General features: G+C 74.0%; 11 protein-coding genes and 2 pseudogenes. 4 read left to right on the top strand and 9 right to left on the bottom strand.

The window, feature by feature from the left end; all coding sequences use genetic code 11:
• A partial coding sequence (locus A6Q79_RS08320; protein ID WP_317697701.1) for an ABC transporter permease occupies positions 1 to 865 on the top strand: 865 nt, incomplete at its 5' end.
• A gap of 99 nt (positions 866 to 964) precedes the next feature.
• Here A6Q79_RS08320 and A6Q79_RS08315 read toward each other — a convergent pair.
• The 5 genes from A6Q79_RS08315 to A6Q79_RS08295 form a co-directional block, all read right to left on the bottom strand.
• Complete coding sequence (locus tag A6Q79_RS08315; protein ID WP_286690590.1) at positions 965 to 3019, bottom strand: VWA domain-containing protein; 2055 nt, start codon at positions 3017 to 3019, stop codon at positions 965 to 967.
• 4 nt (positions 3020 to 3023) lie between these two features.
• On the bottom strand, positions 3024 to 4451 hold the full coding sequence (locus A6Q79_RS08310) for a sigma 54-interacting transcriptional regulator (protein ID WP_286690591.1): 1428 nt from the start codon (positions 4449 to 4451) through the stop codon (positions 3024 to 3026).
• Positions 4444 to 5460, bottom strand: coding sequence for an aldo/keto reductase (locus A6Q79_RS08305; RefSeq protein WP_067853436.1), 1017 nt, complete (start codon positions 5458 to 5460; stop codon positions 4444 to 4446). The genes A6Q79_RS08310 and A6Q79_RS08305 overlap by 8 nt, the downstream gene beginning before the upstream one ends.
• 98 nt (positions 5461 to 5558) lie before the next feature.
• Positions 5559 to 5975 carry a DUF6157 family protein gene (locus A6Q79_RS08300; RefSeq protein ID WP_286690592.1) on the bottom strand — a complete coding sequence of 139 codons (417 nt, stop codon included), beginning with the start codon at positions 5973 to 5975 and terminating at the stop codon, positions 5559 to 5561.
• A 31-nt stretch (positions 5976 to 6006) separates the two neighbouring features.
• Positions 6007 to 6567: a TIGR03086 family metal-binding protein gene (locus A6Q79_RS08295; RefSeq protein WP_286690593.1), complete on the bottom strand. Its 561-nt coding sequence runs from the start codon at positions 6565 to 6567 to the stop codon at positions 6007 to 6009.
• 47 nt (positions 6568 to 6614) lie between these two features.
• Between A6Q79_RS08295 and A6Q79_RS08290 the strand changes: the two genes are divergently transcribed.
• Positions 6615 to 7145 carry a hypothetical protein gene (locus A6Q79_RS08290; protein WP_067853428.1) on the top strand — a complete coding sequence of 177 codons (531 nt, stop codon included), beginning with the start codon at positions 6615 to 6617 and terminating at the stop codon, positions 7143 to 7145.
• Between the two features lie 46 nt (positions 7146 to 7191).
• Positions 7192 to 7818 carry a hypothetical protein gene (locus tag A6Q79_RS08285; RefSeq protein ID WP_286690594.1) on the top strand — a complete coding sequence of 209 codons (627 nt, stop codon included), beginning with the start codon at positions 7192 to 7194 and terminating at the stop codon, positions 7816 to 7818.
• Positions 7819 to 7821: 3 nt separating this feature from the next.
• Here A6Q79_RS08285 and A6Q79_RS08280 read toward each other — a convergent pair.
• Together A6Q79_RS08280 and A6Q79_RS18595 are read right to left on the bottom strand one after the other, a co-directional pair.
• Positions 7822 to 8664, bottom strand: a pseudogene (locus tag A6Q79_RS08280) (rhodanese-related sulfurtransferase); the annotation flags it as partial.
• Positions 8665 to 8686: 22 nt separating this feature from the next.
• A pseudogene (locus tag A6Q79_RS18595) lies at positions 8687 to 9085 on the bottom strand (2'-5' RNA ligase family protein); the annotation flags it as partial.
• A 58-nt stretch (positions 9086 to 9143) separates the two neighbouring features.
• Here A6Q79_RS18595 and A6Q79_RS08275 point away from each other — a divergent pair.
• On the top strand, positions 9144 to 10559 hold the full coding sequence (locus tag A6Q79_RS08275) for an amidase (RefSeq protein ID WP_289016652.1): 1416 nt from the start codon (positions 9144 to 9146) through the stop codon (positions 10557 to 10559).
• A gap of 109 nt (positions 10560 to 10668) precedes the next feature.
• Here A6Q79_RS08275 and A6Q79_RS08270 read toward each other — a convergent pair whose 3' ends face one another.
• A complete protein-coding gene (locus tag A6Q79_RS08270; RefSeq protein WP_289016653.1) occupies positions 10669 to 13677 on the bottom strand; it encodes a zinc-dependent metalloprotease family protein in 3009 nt (1002 codons plus the stop codon).
• A 132-nt stretch (positions 13678 to 13809) separates the two neighbouring features.
• Positions 13810 to 14497: type I methionyl aminopeptidase (map, locus tag A6Q79_RS08265; protein WP_317697687.1), on the bottom strand; the 688-nt coding region annotated here is incomplete at its 5' end.

Raw genomic sequence — 14497 nt, 5'->3', positions numbered from 1 at the left:
ACTCGACGGTGTCGCTCGGGCGAGCCTCGTGCCCGGGGTGCAAGCCGAGCTGCCGGGCGCGGGCGTCGTGCCGGTGCTGACCCCCAGCAGCGGGGTGCGCGAGCTGACCCGCGACCCGTCCACCGTCGAGCCGCCCCGCCTGACGGTCCTCATCCCCGGCACCGTCGCGACGACGATGGCCGACGGGATCCCCGAGCGGCTGCGGCTCACGCGCGACGGACGCAGCGTCGAGGTGGCCACGCGGGTCGTCGGGAGCGAGTGGGGCTCGGCCGTGGTGGCCGGACCGGGGGTCGTCGAGGCCCTCGGGGGTGACGCGACGCCGCAGGCCCTGTGGGTCCGCGCCGACGACGGAGCCGACACGGTGCGCCTCACGGGCGAGGTCGGTGCGGTGGCGCGGGAGCTCGACCTGGGCGTCTCGAGCACGCTGGACAGCCGCGCGTCGATCGAGAAGCAGCTCGACGTGCTCACCTGGGCGGTCCTCGGCCTCCTGGGGATCTCGGTGGCGATCGCGCTCGTCGGCATCGCGAACACCGTCGGGCTCTCGGTGCTCGAGCGGGGTCGGGAGCACGCGCTGCTGCGGGCGCTCGGCCTGACCCGTCGGGAGCTGCGTCGCATGCTCGCGGCCGAGGGACTGCTGCTCGCGCTGGTGGCCGCGGTGCTGGGCACCGTCGTCGGCGTCGCGTTCGGGTGGGTCGGCACCGTCTCGGTCGTGACGGCCGCGGTGCAGGACGTCCCGCTGGTGACGCCGTGGGGCGAGCTGGTTGCGGTGGTCGGCATCGCCGCCCTGGCCGGGCTGCTGGCCTGCGTCATCCCCGCCCGCCGGGCCGCGAAGGTCGCTCCTGCCGAGGGTCTCGTCCTCGACTGAGCCCTCGCACCCCGCTGAATGTGACGTTTCGGGCCCTGTTTCGGGGTTTTCGGGCCCCAAACGTCACAGTCAGCGGGGAGGGGGAGGGTCAGGGGCTGGTCAGCCGGCCCACCAGCCGCGGGAGGACCAGCCACCGTCGTCGCCGGGGCCGCTGCTGCCACCGCGGCGGGTGCCGAGGTAGGACTCGACGACGGCGACGCCGAGGTCGTCGAGCTCCGGCGCGACCACCGAGCCGTCGACCTGACGGGCCATCTGGTCGATGAAGCGGGCGAGCCCCGGGTCGTCGCCCAGGCGGAAGAACGTGGTGCGGGCGCCGAGCCGCATCGACGCCTCCAGCTCGCGCACCGACAGCGCGATGGTGACCGGGTGGGGCGGGTAGCTGAAGTACACCTCGCCCGAGGACTCCAGGTGCGACGTCGGCTCGCCGTCGGTGACGATGAGCAGCACCGGCTGGGCGTTGGGGTGCTTGCGGAAGTGCCGGTTGGCGAGCAGCAGCGCATGGTGCAGGTTGGTGCCCTTGGCGTACTGCGCGTCGAGCGCGGTGAGCTGCTCGATCTCCATCGTCTCGGCGTGCCGGCCGAAGGCGATCAGCTCGAGCGCGTCGCCGCGGAAGCGGGTGCTGACGAGCGTGTGCAGCGCGAGGGCGGTGCGCTTCATCGGCACCCAGCGGCCGTCCATCGCCATGGAGAACGACGTGTCGACGAGCAGCGCCACGCACGCCTGGGTGCGCTCCTCCGTCTCCTGCACCTCGACGTCGCCGATCTGCAGCCGCACGCCGTCGCGGGCCATCGACGCGGGCGACCCGCCCTCGCCGACCGTGCGGACGACGGCGTTGGTGACGGTGCGGGTGACGTCCCAGGGCTCCGTGTCGCCGAACTCCCAGGCGCGGGTGCCGCCGGACCGCTCCCCCGCGGCGCCCGACGCGCGCGTGTCGCGCTGGCCGCGACGGCCGGAGATGGCGCTCGCGACGTCGCGCAGCAGCGCCTTGCCCAGCTGTCGCATCGCCTTGGGCGTCAGGCGCAGCCGCCCGTCGGTACCGCGCTCCATGACACCGGACTCACGCAACGCCTGCTCCAGCTCCTTGAGGGTGCGCAGGTCGACGCCCGCGTCGTCGCCGAGCTGGCGCGACAAGGCCTCGAGGTCGACGTCGTCGAGGGTGGACCCCCGGTGCGACTGGGCGAGCTGCTCGGCGAGCGCGTCGAGGTCGGCGAGGTCCTGGAACACGCCGGTGCCATCGCCGAGCCCGAGGCCTTGGTCGCCGTCCATCGGCGTCGAGCCGCCCCAGTCCTCGCCGGGTCGCAGCGCCTGCAGGTTGCCGTCGAGCCGGTCGAGCGCCTCGGTGAGCTGCGGCGACCCGAACGCCTGGCTCGACAGCTGCATCAGCTCGCGCCGCTGCTCGGGCGTCATCGAGTTCATCATCCGCTGCGCCGCGGCCGACCGCTGCGCCAGGGCGTCGAGCAGCTCGTCGAGGTTCTGCGGACGTTCGGGGAAGTGCTGGCCGTGCTTGCCCATGAAGTCGTCGAAGTCGGCCTGCGTGTCGACGCCCTGCTGGCGCTTCTCGAGCAGCCCGTTGAGGTCGTCGAGCATCTCGTGGACGGCGGCGCGGTCGGCGTCGGTGGCGTTCTCGAGCGCGTCCTTCATGCCCGCGAACCGCTGGTCGAGCATCTCGCGACCGAGCAGGTCCTTGATGCGCTCGAAGTCCTCGCGTGCCTGCGAGCTCTGCCACTCATAGCCGTTCAGGTCGCGCACGGCGGCGGCGGGCGACGGGGACACGTTGTCGAGGGTCAGCTCGGCGAGGGCGCGGTCGCCGTCGTCGAGGTCGACGTCGCGGGCGAGCTGCTTGCGCTCCTCGAGGAGCGCGCGGTCGAGCAGCTCGCGCACCTCGCGCAGCGTGCCGTCGAGGGCGTGCTGACCGACCAGCTCGCGACGTCTCTCGGCGACCCGCCGGGCGAGGTCGTCGAGGCCGCGCTGGTCGGCACCGCCGCGCCGCAGGAACTCCTGGAGCGCGTGGTCGGGCGAGTAGCCGGCCATGACGTCCTCGCCGATGGCGTCGAGCGCCTCGCGGACGTCGACGGGCGGGGCCAGCGGGTCCGGCCCGTCGACGTACGCGCCGTACCGGGAGGCACGGCTCAGGCGACGGTTCTGGCGACTCACGAGCTCACCCGTAGACCGTCTCGCCGCCGGCCGAGTCCTTGCTGATCCGCCGGGCGAGGAACAGGCCCTCGAGAGCCAGCTCGATGGCACTGGCCCGCTCGCCGTCGTTGCCCCCGTTCTCGACGCCGACGCCGACGCGGTCGCAGACCTGGTCGTAGACGTCGGACTCGCCGAGCTGGGGGAGGCCGGCGAGGAAGTCGCGGGCGCTCACCTGCTCGCCGGTGGCCACGAGCGAGCCGCCCTCGAGCGCCTCCACGAGCACCCCGAAGTCGATGCCGGTGAACAGCCCGCGCACCGTCTCGGCGGTGGCCGTGCGCAGGAGGTGGTCGAGGACGAGGTCCTCGCGGCCCTCCTCGCCGGACTCGAACTCGATCTTGCCGCCGAGCACGTCGACGGCGGTCTCGAGGTCGACGGGTCGAGCGACGGCGTCGGGCTCGCCCTGGCGGGTGGCCCGGTGCAGGGCCGCGGCGGCGATGGTCTCGGCACCGGCGATCGCGAAGCGGGCGCTGACGCCGCTGCGCTGGTCGACCGCCGACGACTCGCGCAGCGCGCGCGTGAAGCGGGCGAGGACCTCGATCAGCTGGTCGGGCACGGTCGCGACGAGGTCGGCCTCCTGGCGGATGACGGCGATCTCGTCGACGAGCTGCGTCGGGTAGTGGGTGCGGATCTCGGCGCCGAACCGGTCCTTCAGCGGGGTGATGATGCGTCCGCGGTTGGTGTAGTCCTCGGGGTTGGCGCTGGCGACGACGAGCACGTCGAGCGGCAGCCGCAGCACGTACCCGCGGATCTGGATGTCGCGCTCCTCCATGACGTTGAGCATCGCGACCTGGATCCGCTCGGCGAGGTCGGGCAGCTCGTTGATGGCGACGATGCCGCCGTGGCTGCGCGGGATGAGCCCGAAGTGGATGGTCTCGGGGTCGCCGAGGCTGCGTCCTTCGGCGACCTTCATCGGGTCGACGTCGCCGATGAGGTCGGCGACGCTCGTGTCGGGCGTGGCCAGCTTCTCGGCGTACCGCTCGTCGCGGTGGCGCCACCGGACCGGCAGGTCGTCGCCGAGCTCCTCGGCACGACGGATGCTGGCCACGGTGATCGGCGCGTACGGGTGCTCGCCGAGCTCGGAGCCGTCGATGACCGGGGTCCACTCGTCGAGCAGCCCGACCATGGTGCGCAGGAGGCGGGTCTTGCCCTGGCCGCGCTCGCCGAGGAGCACGACGTCGTGGCCGGCGATGAGCGCCCGCTCGAGCTGCGGGACCACGGTGTCCTCGAAGCCGTGCAGCCCGGGCCACGGGTCGCGGCCCTCGGCGAGCGCGGCGAGCAGGTTGTCGCGGATCTCCGTGCGCAGCGGCTTGTGCGCGTGTCCGCTGGCGCGCAGGGCGCCGACGGTGTCGATGGTCGGGCGTGGCGTGGTGGCAGCCATGGTGTCCTCAGGCATCGATGCTCGACAGGTCTCCGTAGCGGTCGCCGCGGACGGCGTCGCGGGGCACGGCCGTCTCGAGGTCCTCGACGACGTCGGACGTCAGCTCGACCTCCAGGGCGCCGTGGTTCTCCTCGAGGTAGGCCACCCGCTTGGTGCCGGGGATGGGCGCGACGCCGACGCCGTCGCGGCCTGAGCGGCTGAGCACCCAGGCGAGCGCGAGCTGGCCGGGCGTGCAGCCGAGCCGCTCAGCGATCTCGCGCACCTTGGCGACGAGCTGCAGGTTCGACTGCAGCGCCTCGCCCTGGAAGCGCGGGAAGTACGCGGTGGTCCGGGAGTCGGACTCCTCGAGATCGGTCTCGGCGGTGATCGCGCCGGTCAGCAGCCCACGCCCGAGCGGCGAGTAGGGCACGAGACCGATGCCGAGCTCGCTGAGGACGCCCCAGATCTCGTCCTCGAGGTGACGCGTGAACAGGGAGTACTCGGTCTGCAGCGCGGTGATCGGGTGCACCGCGTGCGCGCGGCGGATGGTCTCGGCCGAGGCCTCCGAGAGGCCGAGGTGACGCACCTTGCCGGCCTGCACGAGCTCGGCCATCGCGCCGACGGTCTCCTCGATGGGGACGGTCTTGTCGACGCGGTGCTGGTAGTAGAGGTCGATGTGGTCGACGCCGAGACGCTGCAGCGACGCGTCGCACGCGGACCGCACGTACTCGGGCTTGCCGTTGACCCCGAGGCGGGTGCCGTCGGGCAGCCGCTCGTTGCCGAACTTGGTGGCCAGCTGCACGGCGTCGCGACCCTGGCTGCTGGAGGCGATGGCCGAGCCGACCAGCTGCTCGTTGGTGAAGGGGCCGTACATGTCGGCCGTGTCGAGGAAGGTGACGCCGAGGTCGAGCGCGCGGTGGATGGTGCGCGTTGCCTCGGACTCGTCGCGGGTGCCGTAGAACTCGCTCATGCCCATGCAGCCGAGCCCCAGCGGCGAGACGTCGAGCGGCGCGGTGGTGCCGAGCGTGGTGTGCGTCGTGGTCATGAGTCCAGTCAACTCCTGCCCGGCAAGGTTGCACCTCGGGACGACCAGCCGGTGGACGGCGGGCCCGGGCCACGGGGCTGGTCGGCGGGGCTGGGGCGTCAGGCCCGCGACGACCGCATGCCCTCGCGCTGCTGCAGGGCTGGGTCGGCGCGTAGCGCGGCGTACTCCGCCGACTCCACGGGCACGAGCGCGACCCGGCCCTGGGCGTCGTGGTGCACGCCCCAGCCGTACCGCTTGACGAGGGGCGAGGCGCGCAGGCAGGGCTGGCCCTTGGCGAAGAAGGTCTCGCGGTCGATGCCGCGTCGCTCGCCTTGCGAGAGGTAGACGACGTCGTCGGACGTGTACCGGTAGGGCGCGTCGGCCAGGAGGTCGTACTGCAGCCGCGCGACGCTCGGCGTGGCTCGTTCGGGCGGCACCTGCGCCGACGTCGCGGGACAGTCGGGCGCCACCGAGGTGAAGGTGTCGTGGTTGTTCGTGGTCTGCACGGCGTCCTCCCAGGGGCTCGCTGCCCTCATCGTGCACCCGCCCACCGACGGGAATCCACCCTCAGGCGCGAGGGGCCCAGGCGGGGTCGCGTCCGATGAAGCCGACGAACCGGTCCTGCACCGACGCGTCGTCGGGGACGGGAACGGCCGGGCCGTACTGGCCGGACCCGCGCAGCATGTCCTCGATGGGCGCCATGCCGGCGAGCATGGCGGCGCAACGGTCGGGGTCGAGCTCGACGTCCTGCCCGCTGGTGCGGGCGAGGTCCCACGTGTGCATGAAGACGTCGGCCGTGTAGAACTGCGCGACCGCCTGGTCGAGCGGGTGCGTGCCGACGTGCGGGTGGGTGAAGGGTCGGTCGGCGTCGGGGGCGTCGAGGAGCGCCTGCACCGCGTCCGCGTGGTCGCGCCAGGCCTCGGCGGGGTCGGCCGGTCGCGGGTCGGCCGTGCCGAGCGCGACGCCGCCGGCGGACAGGAACGCCGGCAGCCAGGTCACCAGGTGCTCGACGACGTCGCGGGCAGTCCAGCCCTCGACCGGCGCGGGCGCGTCCCAGTCGGCCACCGCGTCGGCGACGGCGGTGAACCCGGCGGCGACGTGCCGGTGGTCGGCGGACGGTGTGCTCATGGCGGCCCACGCTAGACCGCGGACGGGGTCGTGGCCATACTGCGGCCATGAGCCCCGACGACGTCGATCCGCTGCTGGCCGGGCGCGCCGGGCTGGGCTACGCCGAGCTGGACGACTGCGCGCGCCGGCTGCGCGACCTCCTGGTCACCACGGCCGAGCGGCAGATCGGCAGGCCCCTGCTGCACGAGTTCGCCATCGACGTCGACACCGACCCGGTCCTGAGACTCAGCCCACCCGACGGGTACCGCCGACCTGCGGCCGGTGCCGTGTCGGTGCGCGTCGTGGTGCAGTCGCGCACGTCGAGCGCGGCACGGCTCGGCCTGCGGGTCACCGTGTGGCCGGCGCTCGGCGGGGCCGACGTCGTCGACCTGCTGGTGGTGCGCGAGGGCGCCGCCGCGCCCGACGGTCACCTGCTCGAGGTGCGGGTCGACGAGGTGCACCCGGCGCCGACCGAGAGCCTGCAGCGACGGGTCAGCGACGTCGTGGCACGGCAGGTCGCGCTCGTCGTGAGCGACCTCAACATCGCGATGCAGCGCAACCTCGCCAACCCCGACTGGGACGGCGGCGAGCTCGGCTGAGGGCCTCACCGAGCGCAGTCCTGGACGGACGACTAGGTTGTCCGTCATGCGCCTCCTCGACCGCGCCCCCGTGCGCGCCCTCCTCGTCGCCGCCACCGCCACCGTCGTCCTGACCGCCTGCGGCGGCACCGACTCCGACTCCGACTCCTCGGGCTCCTCGTCCTCCTCCGCCAGCTCCTCGACCGACGGGGGCGACTCCTCCGCCCCTGCCCCCACGGCCAAGCCCGCGGACGGCGACCGCGTCGAGGCCGACGGCTTCAGCTACGCGGTGCCCGAGGGCTGGAAGGAGAACAAGAACGGGGCAGGTGCCGCCCTGAGCCTCGCGATCGACGTGACCGACAAGGACGGCTTCGCCGACAACGTCAACGTCGTCTCCGACCCGACGATCGTCAACGTCAAGGGCAAGCAGCTCGAGGACGCGCTCGTCAAGGTGCTGAAGAACGCGAACGCCCAGGAGATCGAGGTGCGCGACCCGCTCACGATCGACGGCCAGGAGGCCGTGCACACCACCGCGCTGTTCAACCTCAACGGCAACGAGTACCGCGTCGAGCAGTACACGCTCGCCGTCGACGGCAAGGGCTACGTGATCACGTTCTCCCACAACAAGGACCTGTCGGAGGCCGACCGCGACGCCGTCGACCAGTCGATCCTCGCCAGCTGGTCCTGGGCCTGACGCTCAGCGACCGCAGACGGCCGACCCGGCCGTGCACGCAGGGCAGCGCACCATCTGCCGCACGCACGCCGGGTCCGCGCAGTCGACGACGTCGCGACTCGGCGTGCCGCACGTGTCGCAGCGGCCCACGACCTTCGCATCGGGGCTGAACTCGACCGTCGTGCGGCCGTCGAAGACGTACATCGACCCCTCCCAGAGCCCGGTGTCGCCGTACGCCTCGCCGTAGCGGTGGATGCCGCCGTCGAGCTGGTACACGCGCTGGAACCCGCGGCTGCGCATGAGCGGGGTGAGCACCTCGCAGCGGATGCCGCCCGTGCAGTACGTGACCACGGGTCGGTCCTTCAGGTCGTCATAGGCGCCGGAGTCGAGCAGCTCGACGAACTCGCGGGTGGTCTCGACGTCGGGACGCACGGCGCCGGCGAAGCGGCCGACCTCGGACTCGATGCGGTTGCGCCCGTCGAAGAAGACGACGTCCTCCGCCTCGACCAGCGCGTGCAGCGCCTCGGGGCTGAGGTGCTCGCCGCCGCCGACCACGCCGTGCGCGTCGACGTCCAGCTCGTCGGGGGCGCCGAACGTGACGACCTCCTCGCGCACCTTGACCGAGAGTCGCGGGAACAGCGCCGTCGTGACGCCGTCGTCGAGCGCGCGCCCCGCCGACCACTTCACGTCGGCGCCGCGGAACGGCGCGTACTCGCGCAGGCCCCGGACGTAGCGCTTGAGGGCGTCGAGGTCGCCGCCCAAGGTCGCGTTGATGCCGTGGGAGGACACGATGACCCGCCCGCGCAGCCCCAGCGACCCGGCCAGGCTCAGCTGCCACACGCGGATCGCGTCGGGGTCGGGCACGGGGGTGAAGACGTAGGGCCAGCGCGGCCAGCGCCGCGGGCAGCAGGCCGACGTCGAGCCGGTGCGCGAGCGTGACGTGCGGCGTCCAGGCGTCGGGGCGCACGTGCGCGAGCACGCCGGGCTCGTCGCCGACCTCGTCGAGCACCCGCGCGTGCAGGTCGAGCAGCCCGGCGGACACCACGACGGAACGCGCCAGGACGCAACGGCCGGAGCGTCCGGGGAGGACGAGCAGGCCCCCGAGCCGCACGGTCGGGAGGTCGGCCGGCAGCGCGCCAGGGAGACGGGCGTCGGCGTCGGCACCGATCCGTTCGGCGACGGCGAGCGTGACGTGCGGAGCGTTCGAGGCGCCCGTGTGCCGGGCCTGGCTGGGAAGCCCCGCCTCGAGGAGCCGCGCCCACTCCTCCCGGACGCTCGCGTCGAGCACCGGGTCGAGCAGGGCCTCCACGGACTGCAGCACGGGCCCAGCGTGGCACGCTGGAGCGGTGACCGCGCTGCACGAGCTCGACGCCCACGCGATGGCCGACGCGATGGCGGCCGGTGAGACCACCTCGGTCGAGCTGGTCGAGCACCACCTCGCCCGCGTGGAGCAGCACGACGCGACGCTCGGCGCGTTCGTGACGGTCACCGCGGACGCCGCGCTGGAGGCCGCGCAGGCCGCCGACGCGCGCCGACGCTCGACGTCGGCCCGCGACCTGCCGCCGTTCCTCGGTGTGCCCACGGCGTTCAAGGACCTCACCCCGACGGCCGGCGTGCGCACCACGCTCGGGTCGCGGCTCATGGCCGACCACGTGCCCGACGTCGACGCGCACGTCGTGACGCTCGTGCAGCTGGCGGGGTTCGTGAGCCTGGGCAAGACCAACACGCCCGAGATGGGGCTGTCGTCGTACACCGACAACGACCTCGTGGGCCCCGCGCGCACGCCCTGGGACCCGACGCGGACGGCGGGCGGGTCGTCCGGTGGCGCCGCTGCGGCCGTGGCCGCGGGGCTCGTGCCCCTCGCGCAGGGCAGCGACGGCGGCGGATCGATCCGCATCCCGTCGAGCTGCTGTGGCGTCTTCGGGTTCAAGCCGAGCCGCGGACGGGTGAGCGCCGGGCCGACGGGGTCGGACTGGAGCGGCCTGTCCGGGGACGGCCCGATCGCGCGGACCGTGCGCGACGCGGCCGCCCTGCTCGACGCGATGGCGCACCCCATGCCCGGCGACCTGCGTCCGCTGCCGGAGCCCGCCGAGCTGTTCGCCGCCTGGACCGCGCGCCGCCCGGAGCGCCTGCGGATCGCGCGTTGGGTCGACCCGTACCTGCCCGGCGTGACGGCGTCGGCGTCGTCCGTGCAGGCGTGGGAGCACGCGACCGACGTGCTGCGCTCCCTGGGTCACGAGGTCGTGGACGTGCAGAACCCGTTCCCACCCGCGTTGGAGCCGCAGTTCAACGTCGTCTGGTCCAGCGGCATGGCGGCGGCCCCGATCCCCGACGCCGCCCTCGACCTGCTGCGTCCGACGACCCGCTACTGGCTGGAGCGGGGGCGCACGTACAGCGCAGCCGAGCTCGCGCGGGCGATCCAGTTCCTCGAGGCGACCACCCGCGACGTCGTGACGTCCATGGCCGGGTTCGACGCCTGGCTCACCCCGACCCTCGCGCTGCCGCCGCAGCCGGTCGCGTGGTTCACGGAGTCCGGCGACCCCGCCGAGGACCACCGCCGCGAGCTCGACTTCACGCCCTACACCGCCGTCTACAACATGGCGGGCGTCCCCGCCGCGAGCCTGCCGCTGTCCGTGGTCGACGGGCTGCCCGTCGGCGTCATGCTCGCCGGCCGTCCCGGCGAGGACGGTCCGCTGCTCTCCCTGTGCGCCCAGGTCGAGCAGGCGGACCCGTGGCACGACCGGCTCCCCCCACGGCGGTAGGTGGCCTGCGGAACACGGGTGGGCGGTAGGTCTCGCGCGTCATCGACCATCGATGACGCGCGCCAGCGCCCGCTGGAGGAGGTTCCGCGCGTCACCTACCGCCCAGGGGCTAGCGGACGACGCCCGTCCGGGCCGACGTGCGGGTGAGGGTCGTGTAGCCGCTCTTGCGGCCCGTCACCTGCACCGTGACCCGCTTGCCGCGCAGGCTGCGTGGCACGACGAACGTCGACGCGGTGGCGCCCTTGACGGCGGTGCCGTTGGCGAGCCAGCGGTAGGAGAACGTCGTCCCCGAGGTCCACGTGCCGCGCACGACCGACAGACGACGACCGACGACCGCCGTGCCCGACACCTTGGGCGCCGACGCCGTCAGCGTGCCTGCCGCGACCGCGGCGGAGGGGCCGGAGATGGCCGACGCCGTCTCGTAGCCGTCGCGCGTGCCGGTGACCCGCACCGTGATCCGGTCGCCGACCGTCGCGGCGCCAGGCGTGAAGGTCCTGGAGGTGGCACCCGCCACGGGGGCGTCGTCGGCGAGCCACTGGTAGGTGAACGTCGTGCCCGGCGCCCACGATCCGACGTCGACACCGAGGGCCACCCCCACCTTGGCGGTGCCGGTGACCGCCGGGCGCCCGGCGATGGTGGCGCCCGCAGCCACCGCGGTCGTCGGCTCCGACGTCGCCGACGCGGTGTCGTAGCCGCTCCGCTCTCCGGTGACCGTGACCGTCATCCGCGCACCCCGCTGCGCCGGACCCGGCGTGAAGGTGTCGGTGGTGGCGTCCGCGACGGGCGATCCGTCGGCCAGCCACTGGTAGGTGAGCATCGTGCCGGAGGCCCACGTGCCGGGGTCTGCCCGCAGCGGGCGTCCGACGGTCGGGTCGCCCGAGACCGTCGGCGTCCCGGCCACCTGGGTGCCGGTGGCCACCCGGTCCGTCGGGGCCGAGGTCGCCGAGGACGTGTCGTAGCCCGGCCGCGCGCCCGTCACGGTGACCGTGACCCGCGCACCCTGCTGCACGGGGCCGGGCGTGAACGTCGCGCCCGTGGCGCCCGTGACCGGCGAGCCGTCCGCCAGCCACTGGTAGGTGAAGGTCGTGCCCGGACCCCACGAGCCGACGTCGACGCCCAGCTGCTCCCCGACCCTCGGCGTGCCCGTGACCGTGGGGGCGCCGGCCGTCGTGGCGCCCGCGGCGACCCGCTCCGTCGGCTGCGAGGTGCGCGACGTCGTGATGTAGCCGTCCTTGGTGCCGGTCACGGTGAGTGTGATCGCGTCGTCCAGCTGCGCCACGGTGGGGGTGAAGGTGCTCGTCGTCGCGGCCGGCACGTCGACACCGCCGGCGGACCACTGGTAGGTCAGCGTCGTCCCGGCCGTCCAGGAGCCTGCGCGTCCCGTGAGCGGGGAGCCGACCCGGGCCGCCCCCTCCACCGTGGGCGTCGACGCGTCGAGCACGCCTGCGGCCACCGCCGGCGTGGGGGCCGACTCCCTGGTCGCCGACCGGTAGCCGTTGCGCGAGCCGGTGACGCGCACGGTGATCGTCCGCCCCAGCTGACCCTTCGTCGGCACGAACGTCGACGCGGTCGCGCCCTGGACCGCGGTCCCGCCCGCAAACCACTGGTAGGCGAACGTCGTGCCCGTCGTCCACGAGCCGGGCTGCGCGGTGAGCGTGGCGCCCACCCGCGGGGTGCCCTCGACCACCGGCGTCGACGTCGCGAGGTCGGCGAGCACCGGCCCGTTGGTGACGGTGACGACGGCGCTCTCGGCGCCCACGGAGTCGACGCGCACCGACACGTCGCCGGCGGTGTAGGTCTGGCCCGCCTGGCGCGACCCGTGGGCCACGGTGCCGTCGGCGCGTGGACGCAGCAGGGTGCTGCCCGTCGAGCCCGTCGTGCGGGTGCTCACCGTGACGCCCCGCGGGTACTTGCGGGTGCCGCTCACCGACGCGTTCGGCTCGAGCCGGTAGTAGCTCCGGGCGTCGCGGCCGCCTCCCGACCGGTACTCGACCCAGTGGCTCGTGCCGTCGGGCGAGCGCACCTCCATGCCCCGCAAGCCGGTGCTGCTGCCGCGCGCGGCGAGGGTGCGGGTGACGGACGTACCGGACCCGACGACCTCGACCTCGCCGGTGTCGAGGAGCCCGAGCTGCGCGCGGTACTCGCTCTCGAGCGCGGGCGGGTCGAGGCTCTGGCTGGAGCCGATCGCGAGACCCATCGGGCTGTAGAGGTCCCAGTACTCGCCGCCCTGGCCGTCCAGGCTCTCGAGGTTCGCGTGGTTGAGGCCGAGGTTGTGCCCGACCTCGTGCGCGAACGTGGCCGTGAAGATCGACGCCGACTCCTTCTGCGTCGACGACCCGCCGTCGTCCATGCCGCGCCCCACCGTGCCGACGCCGACGCCGTTGCACGTGTCGTCGACGACGACCAGCAGGTGGTTGCCGGGCTGGTCGAACGTGCCGTCGGGGAACCGGCGGCCGGCCTCGCTCCAGAGCGTCCACGGGTTGGCGAAGCCGCAGCGCTGCGTCGCGTCGAGCGCGCTGTCGTACCGGACGGTCGAGGCCGTGCCGAAGCTCGTGCCGGACTCCTCGCTCCACCAGCGGGTGCCGCCGTCGACGCGCGCCTGGATGGTCGCGTCGGAGTCGACGGACGCGCCGCTGTTGCCCACCACGGCCACGTAGACCCGGTGCGGTGCCCGCGCGGCGGCTGCCTCGGCGGTGTCCACCTGCGCGGTACGCACCTGCACGGGCTCGGTCGGGGTGCCGTCGAGCGCGGCGTCGAGCACCGGGCCGTCGACGAGCTCGGCCACCACGGTCGACCCGACGACGTCGGGGGCGTCGAGGTCGAGGTCGACCGGCACGTGCGTGCCGTCGGCGAGCACGATGAGCGGCTGGCCGCCGGTGCGGTCGTGGCCGGCGTGCGGGTCGCTGCCGGTCGAGACCGGCGCTGCGGGCTCGGTCACGACCTCGCGCAGCACGCCCCGGACCCGGGTGGTGTCGGTACCGGCGAGCGTCGGGTCGGTGTAGGTGACGTCGTCCCCCGACGTCCGCACGGTCGGCTCTGCCGCCCGCGCCGACGCCGGCACCGTCACGAGGACCGCGCCCACGAGCACGCCGACGACCACCGATGCACGACGACGCATCGCCGACCTCCACTCCCTCACCGACCGCCACCGGTCGGCGCTCCCGGACCCACCGTAGGCCGAAAGTCCCGGGACCGGAGGGGTTTTCGACCGGGTGGTCGGTCCCCGCCCCCGAGGAGGGGCGCCGGAGGATCAGGCGCGCGCGGTGAGGACCACGGGGTCGCCGTCGGTGACGGCGATGGTGTGCTCGCTGTGCGCGCCGCGCGAGCCGTCGGCGCTGCGGATCGTCCAGCCGTCGGGATCCATGACGATCTCGTCGGTCGACTGCAGGAACCACGGCTCGATGGCCACGACGAGGCCGGGGTCGAGCCGGACGCCACGGCCGGGCCGCCCGTCGTTCGGCAGGTGCAGGTCGCCGTGCATGGTGCGCCCGACGCTGTGGCCGCCGAACTGGGTGTTCACGAGCAGGCCGTGCGACCGCGCGACCCCGCCGATCGCGGCGCTGATGTCGCCGAGCCGGTTGCCGGCGCGCGCCGCGTCGATCCCGGCCGCGAGCGCCTCCTCGGTGGCGGCGATGAGGGCGAGGTCCTCCTCGCGGGGCGTGCCCACCACGATGCTGACCGCGGAGTCGCCGACCCAGCCGTCGACCGAGCAGGCGAAGTCGAAGCTGACGAGGTCGCCGTCCTTCAGCCGGTAGCGGTGCGGCAGCCCGTGCAGGACGGCGTCGTTGACCGACGTGCACAGCACCTTGCCGAAGGGCCCGCGCCCGAACGAGGGTGCATAGTCGATGTAGCAGGACTCGGCGCCGCGCTCGCGGATCATGCGGTGCGCGAGCGCGTCGAGGTCGAGCAGGTCGACACCGACGTCGGCGGCGTCGACG

It is taken from the genome of Aeromicrobium sp. REDSEA-S32_B7 (genome assembly GCF_001626145.1).
Taxonomy (GTDB): domain Bacteria; phylum Actinomycetota; class Actinomycetes; order Propionibacteriales; family Nocardioidaceae; genus Aeromicrobium; species Aeromicrobium erythreum.
This window is presented reverse-complemented; position numbering and strand designations above follow the sequence as displayed.

Bases quoted from the DNA above. Each gene is read 5' to 3' on its own strand.
- A6Q79_RS08310 (WP_286690591.1), bottom strand. From the start codon at position 4,451: ATGCCTGAGGACACCATGGCTGCCACCACGCCACGCCCGACCATCGAC.
- A6Q79_RS08305 (WP_067853436.1), bottom strand. From the start codon at position 5,460: ATGACCACGACGCACACCACGCTCGGCACCACCGCGCCGCTCGACGTC.
- A6Q79_RS08300 (WP_286690592.1), bottom strand. From the start codon at position 5,975: ATGAGGGCAGCGAGCCCCTGGGAGGACGCCGTGCAGACCACGAACAAC.
- A6Q79_RS08295 (WP_286690593.1), bottom strand. From the start codon at position 6,567: ATGAGCACACCGTCCGCCGACCACCGGCACGTCGCCGCCGGGTTCACC.
- A6Q79_RS08290 (WP_067853428.1), top strand. From the start codon at position 6,615: ATGAGCCCCGACGACGTCGATCCGCTGCTGGCCGGGCGCGCCGGGCTG.
- A6Q79_RS08285 (WP_286690594.1), top strand. From the start codon at position 7,192: ATGCGCCTCCTCGACCGCGCCCCCGTGCGCGCCCTCCTCGTCGCCGCC.
- A6Q79_RS08270 (WP_289016653.1), bottom strand. From the start codon at position 13,677: ATGCGTCGTCGTGCATCGGTGGTCGTCGGCGTGCTCGTGGGCGCGGTC.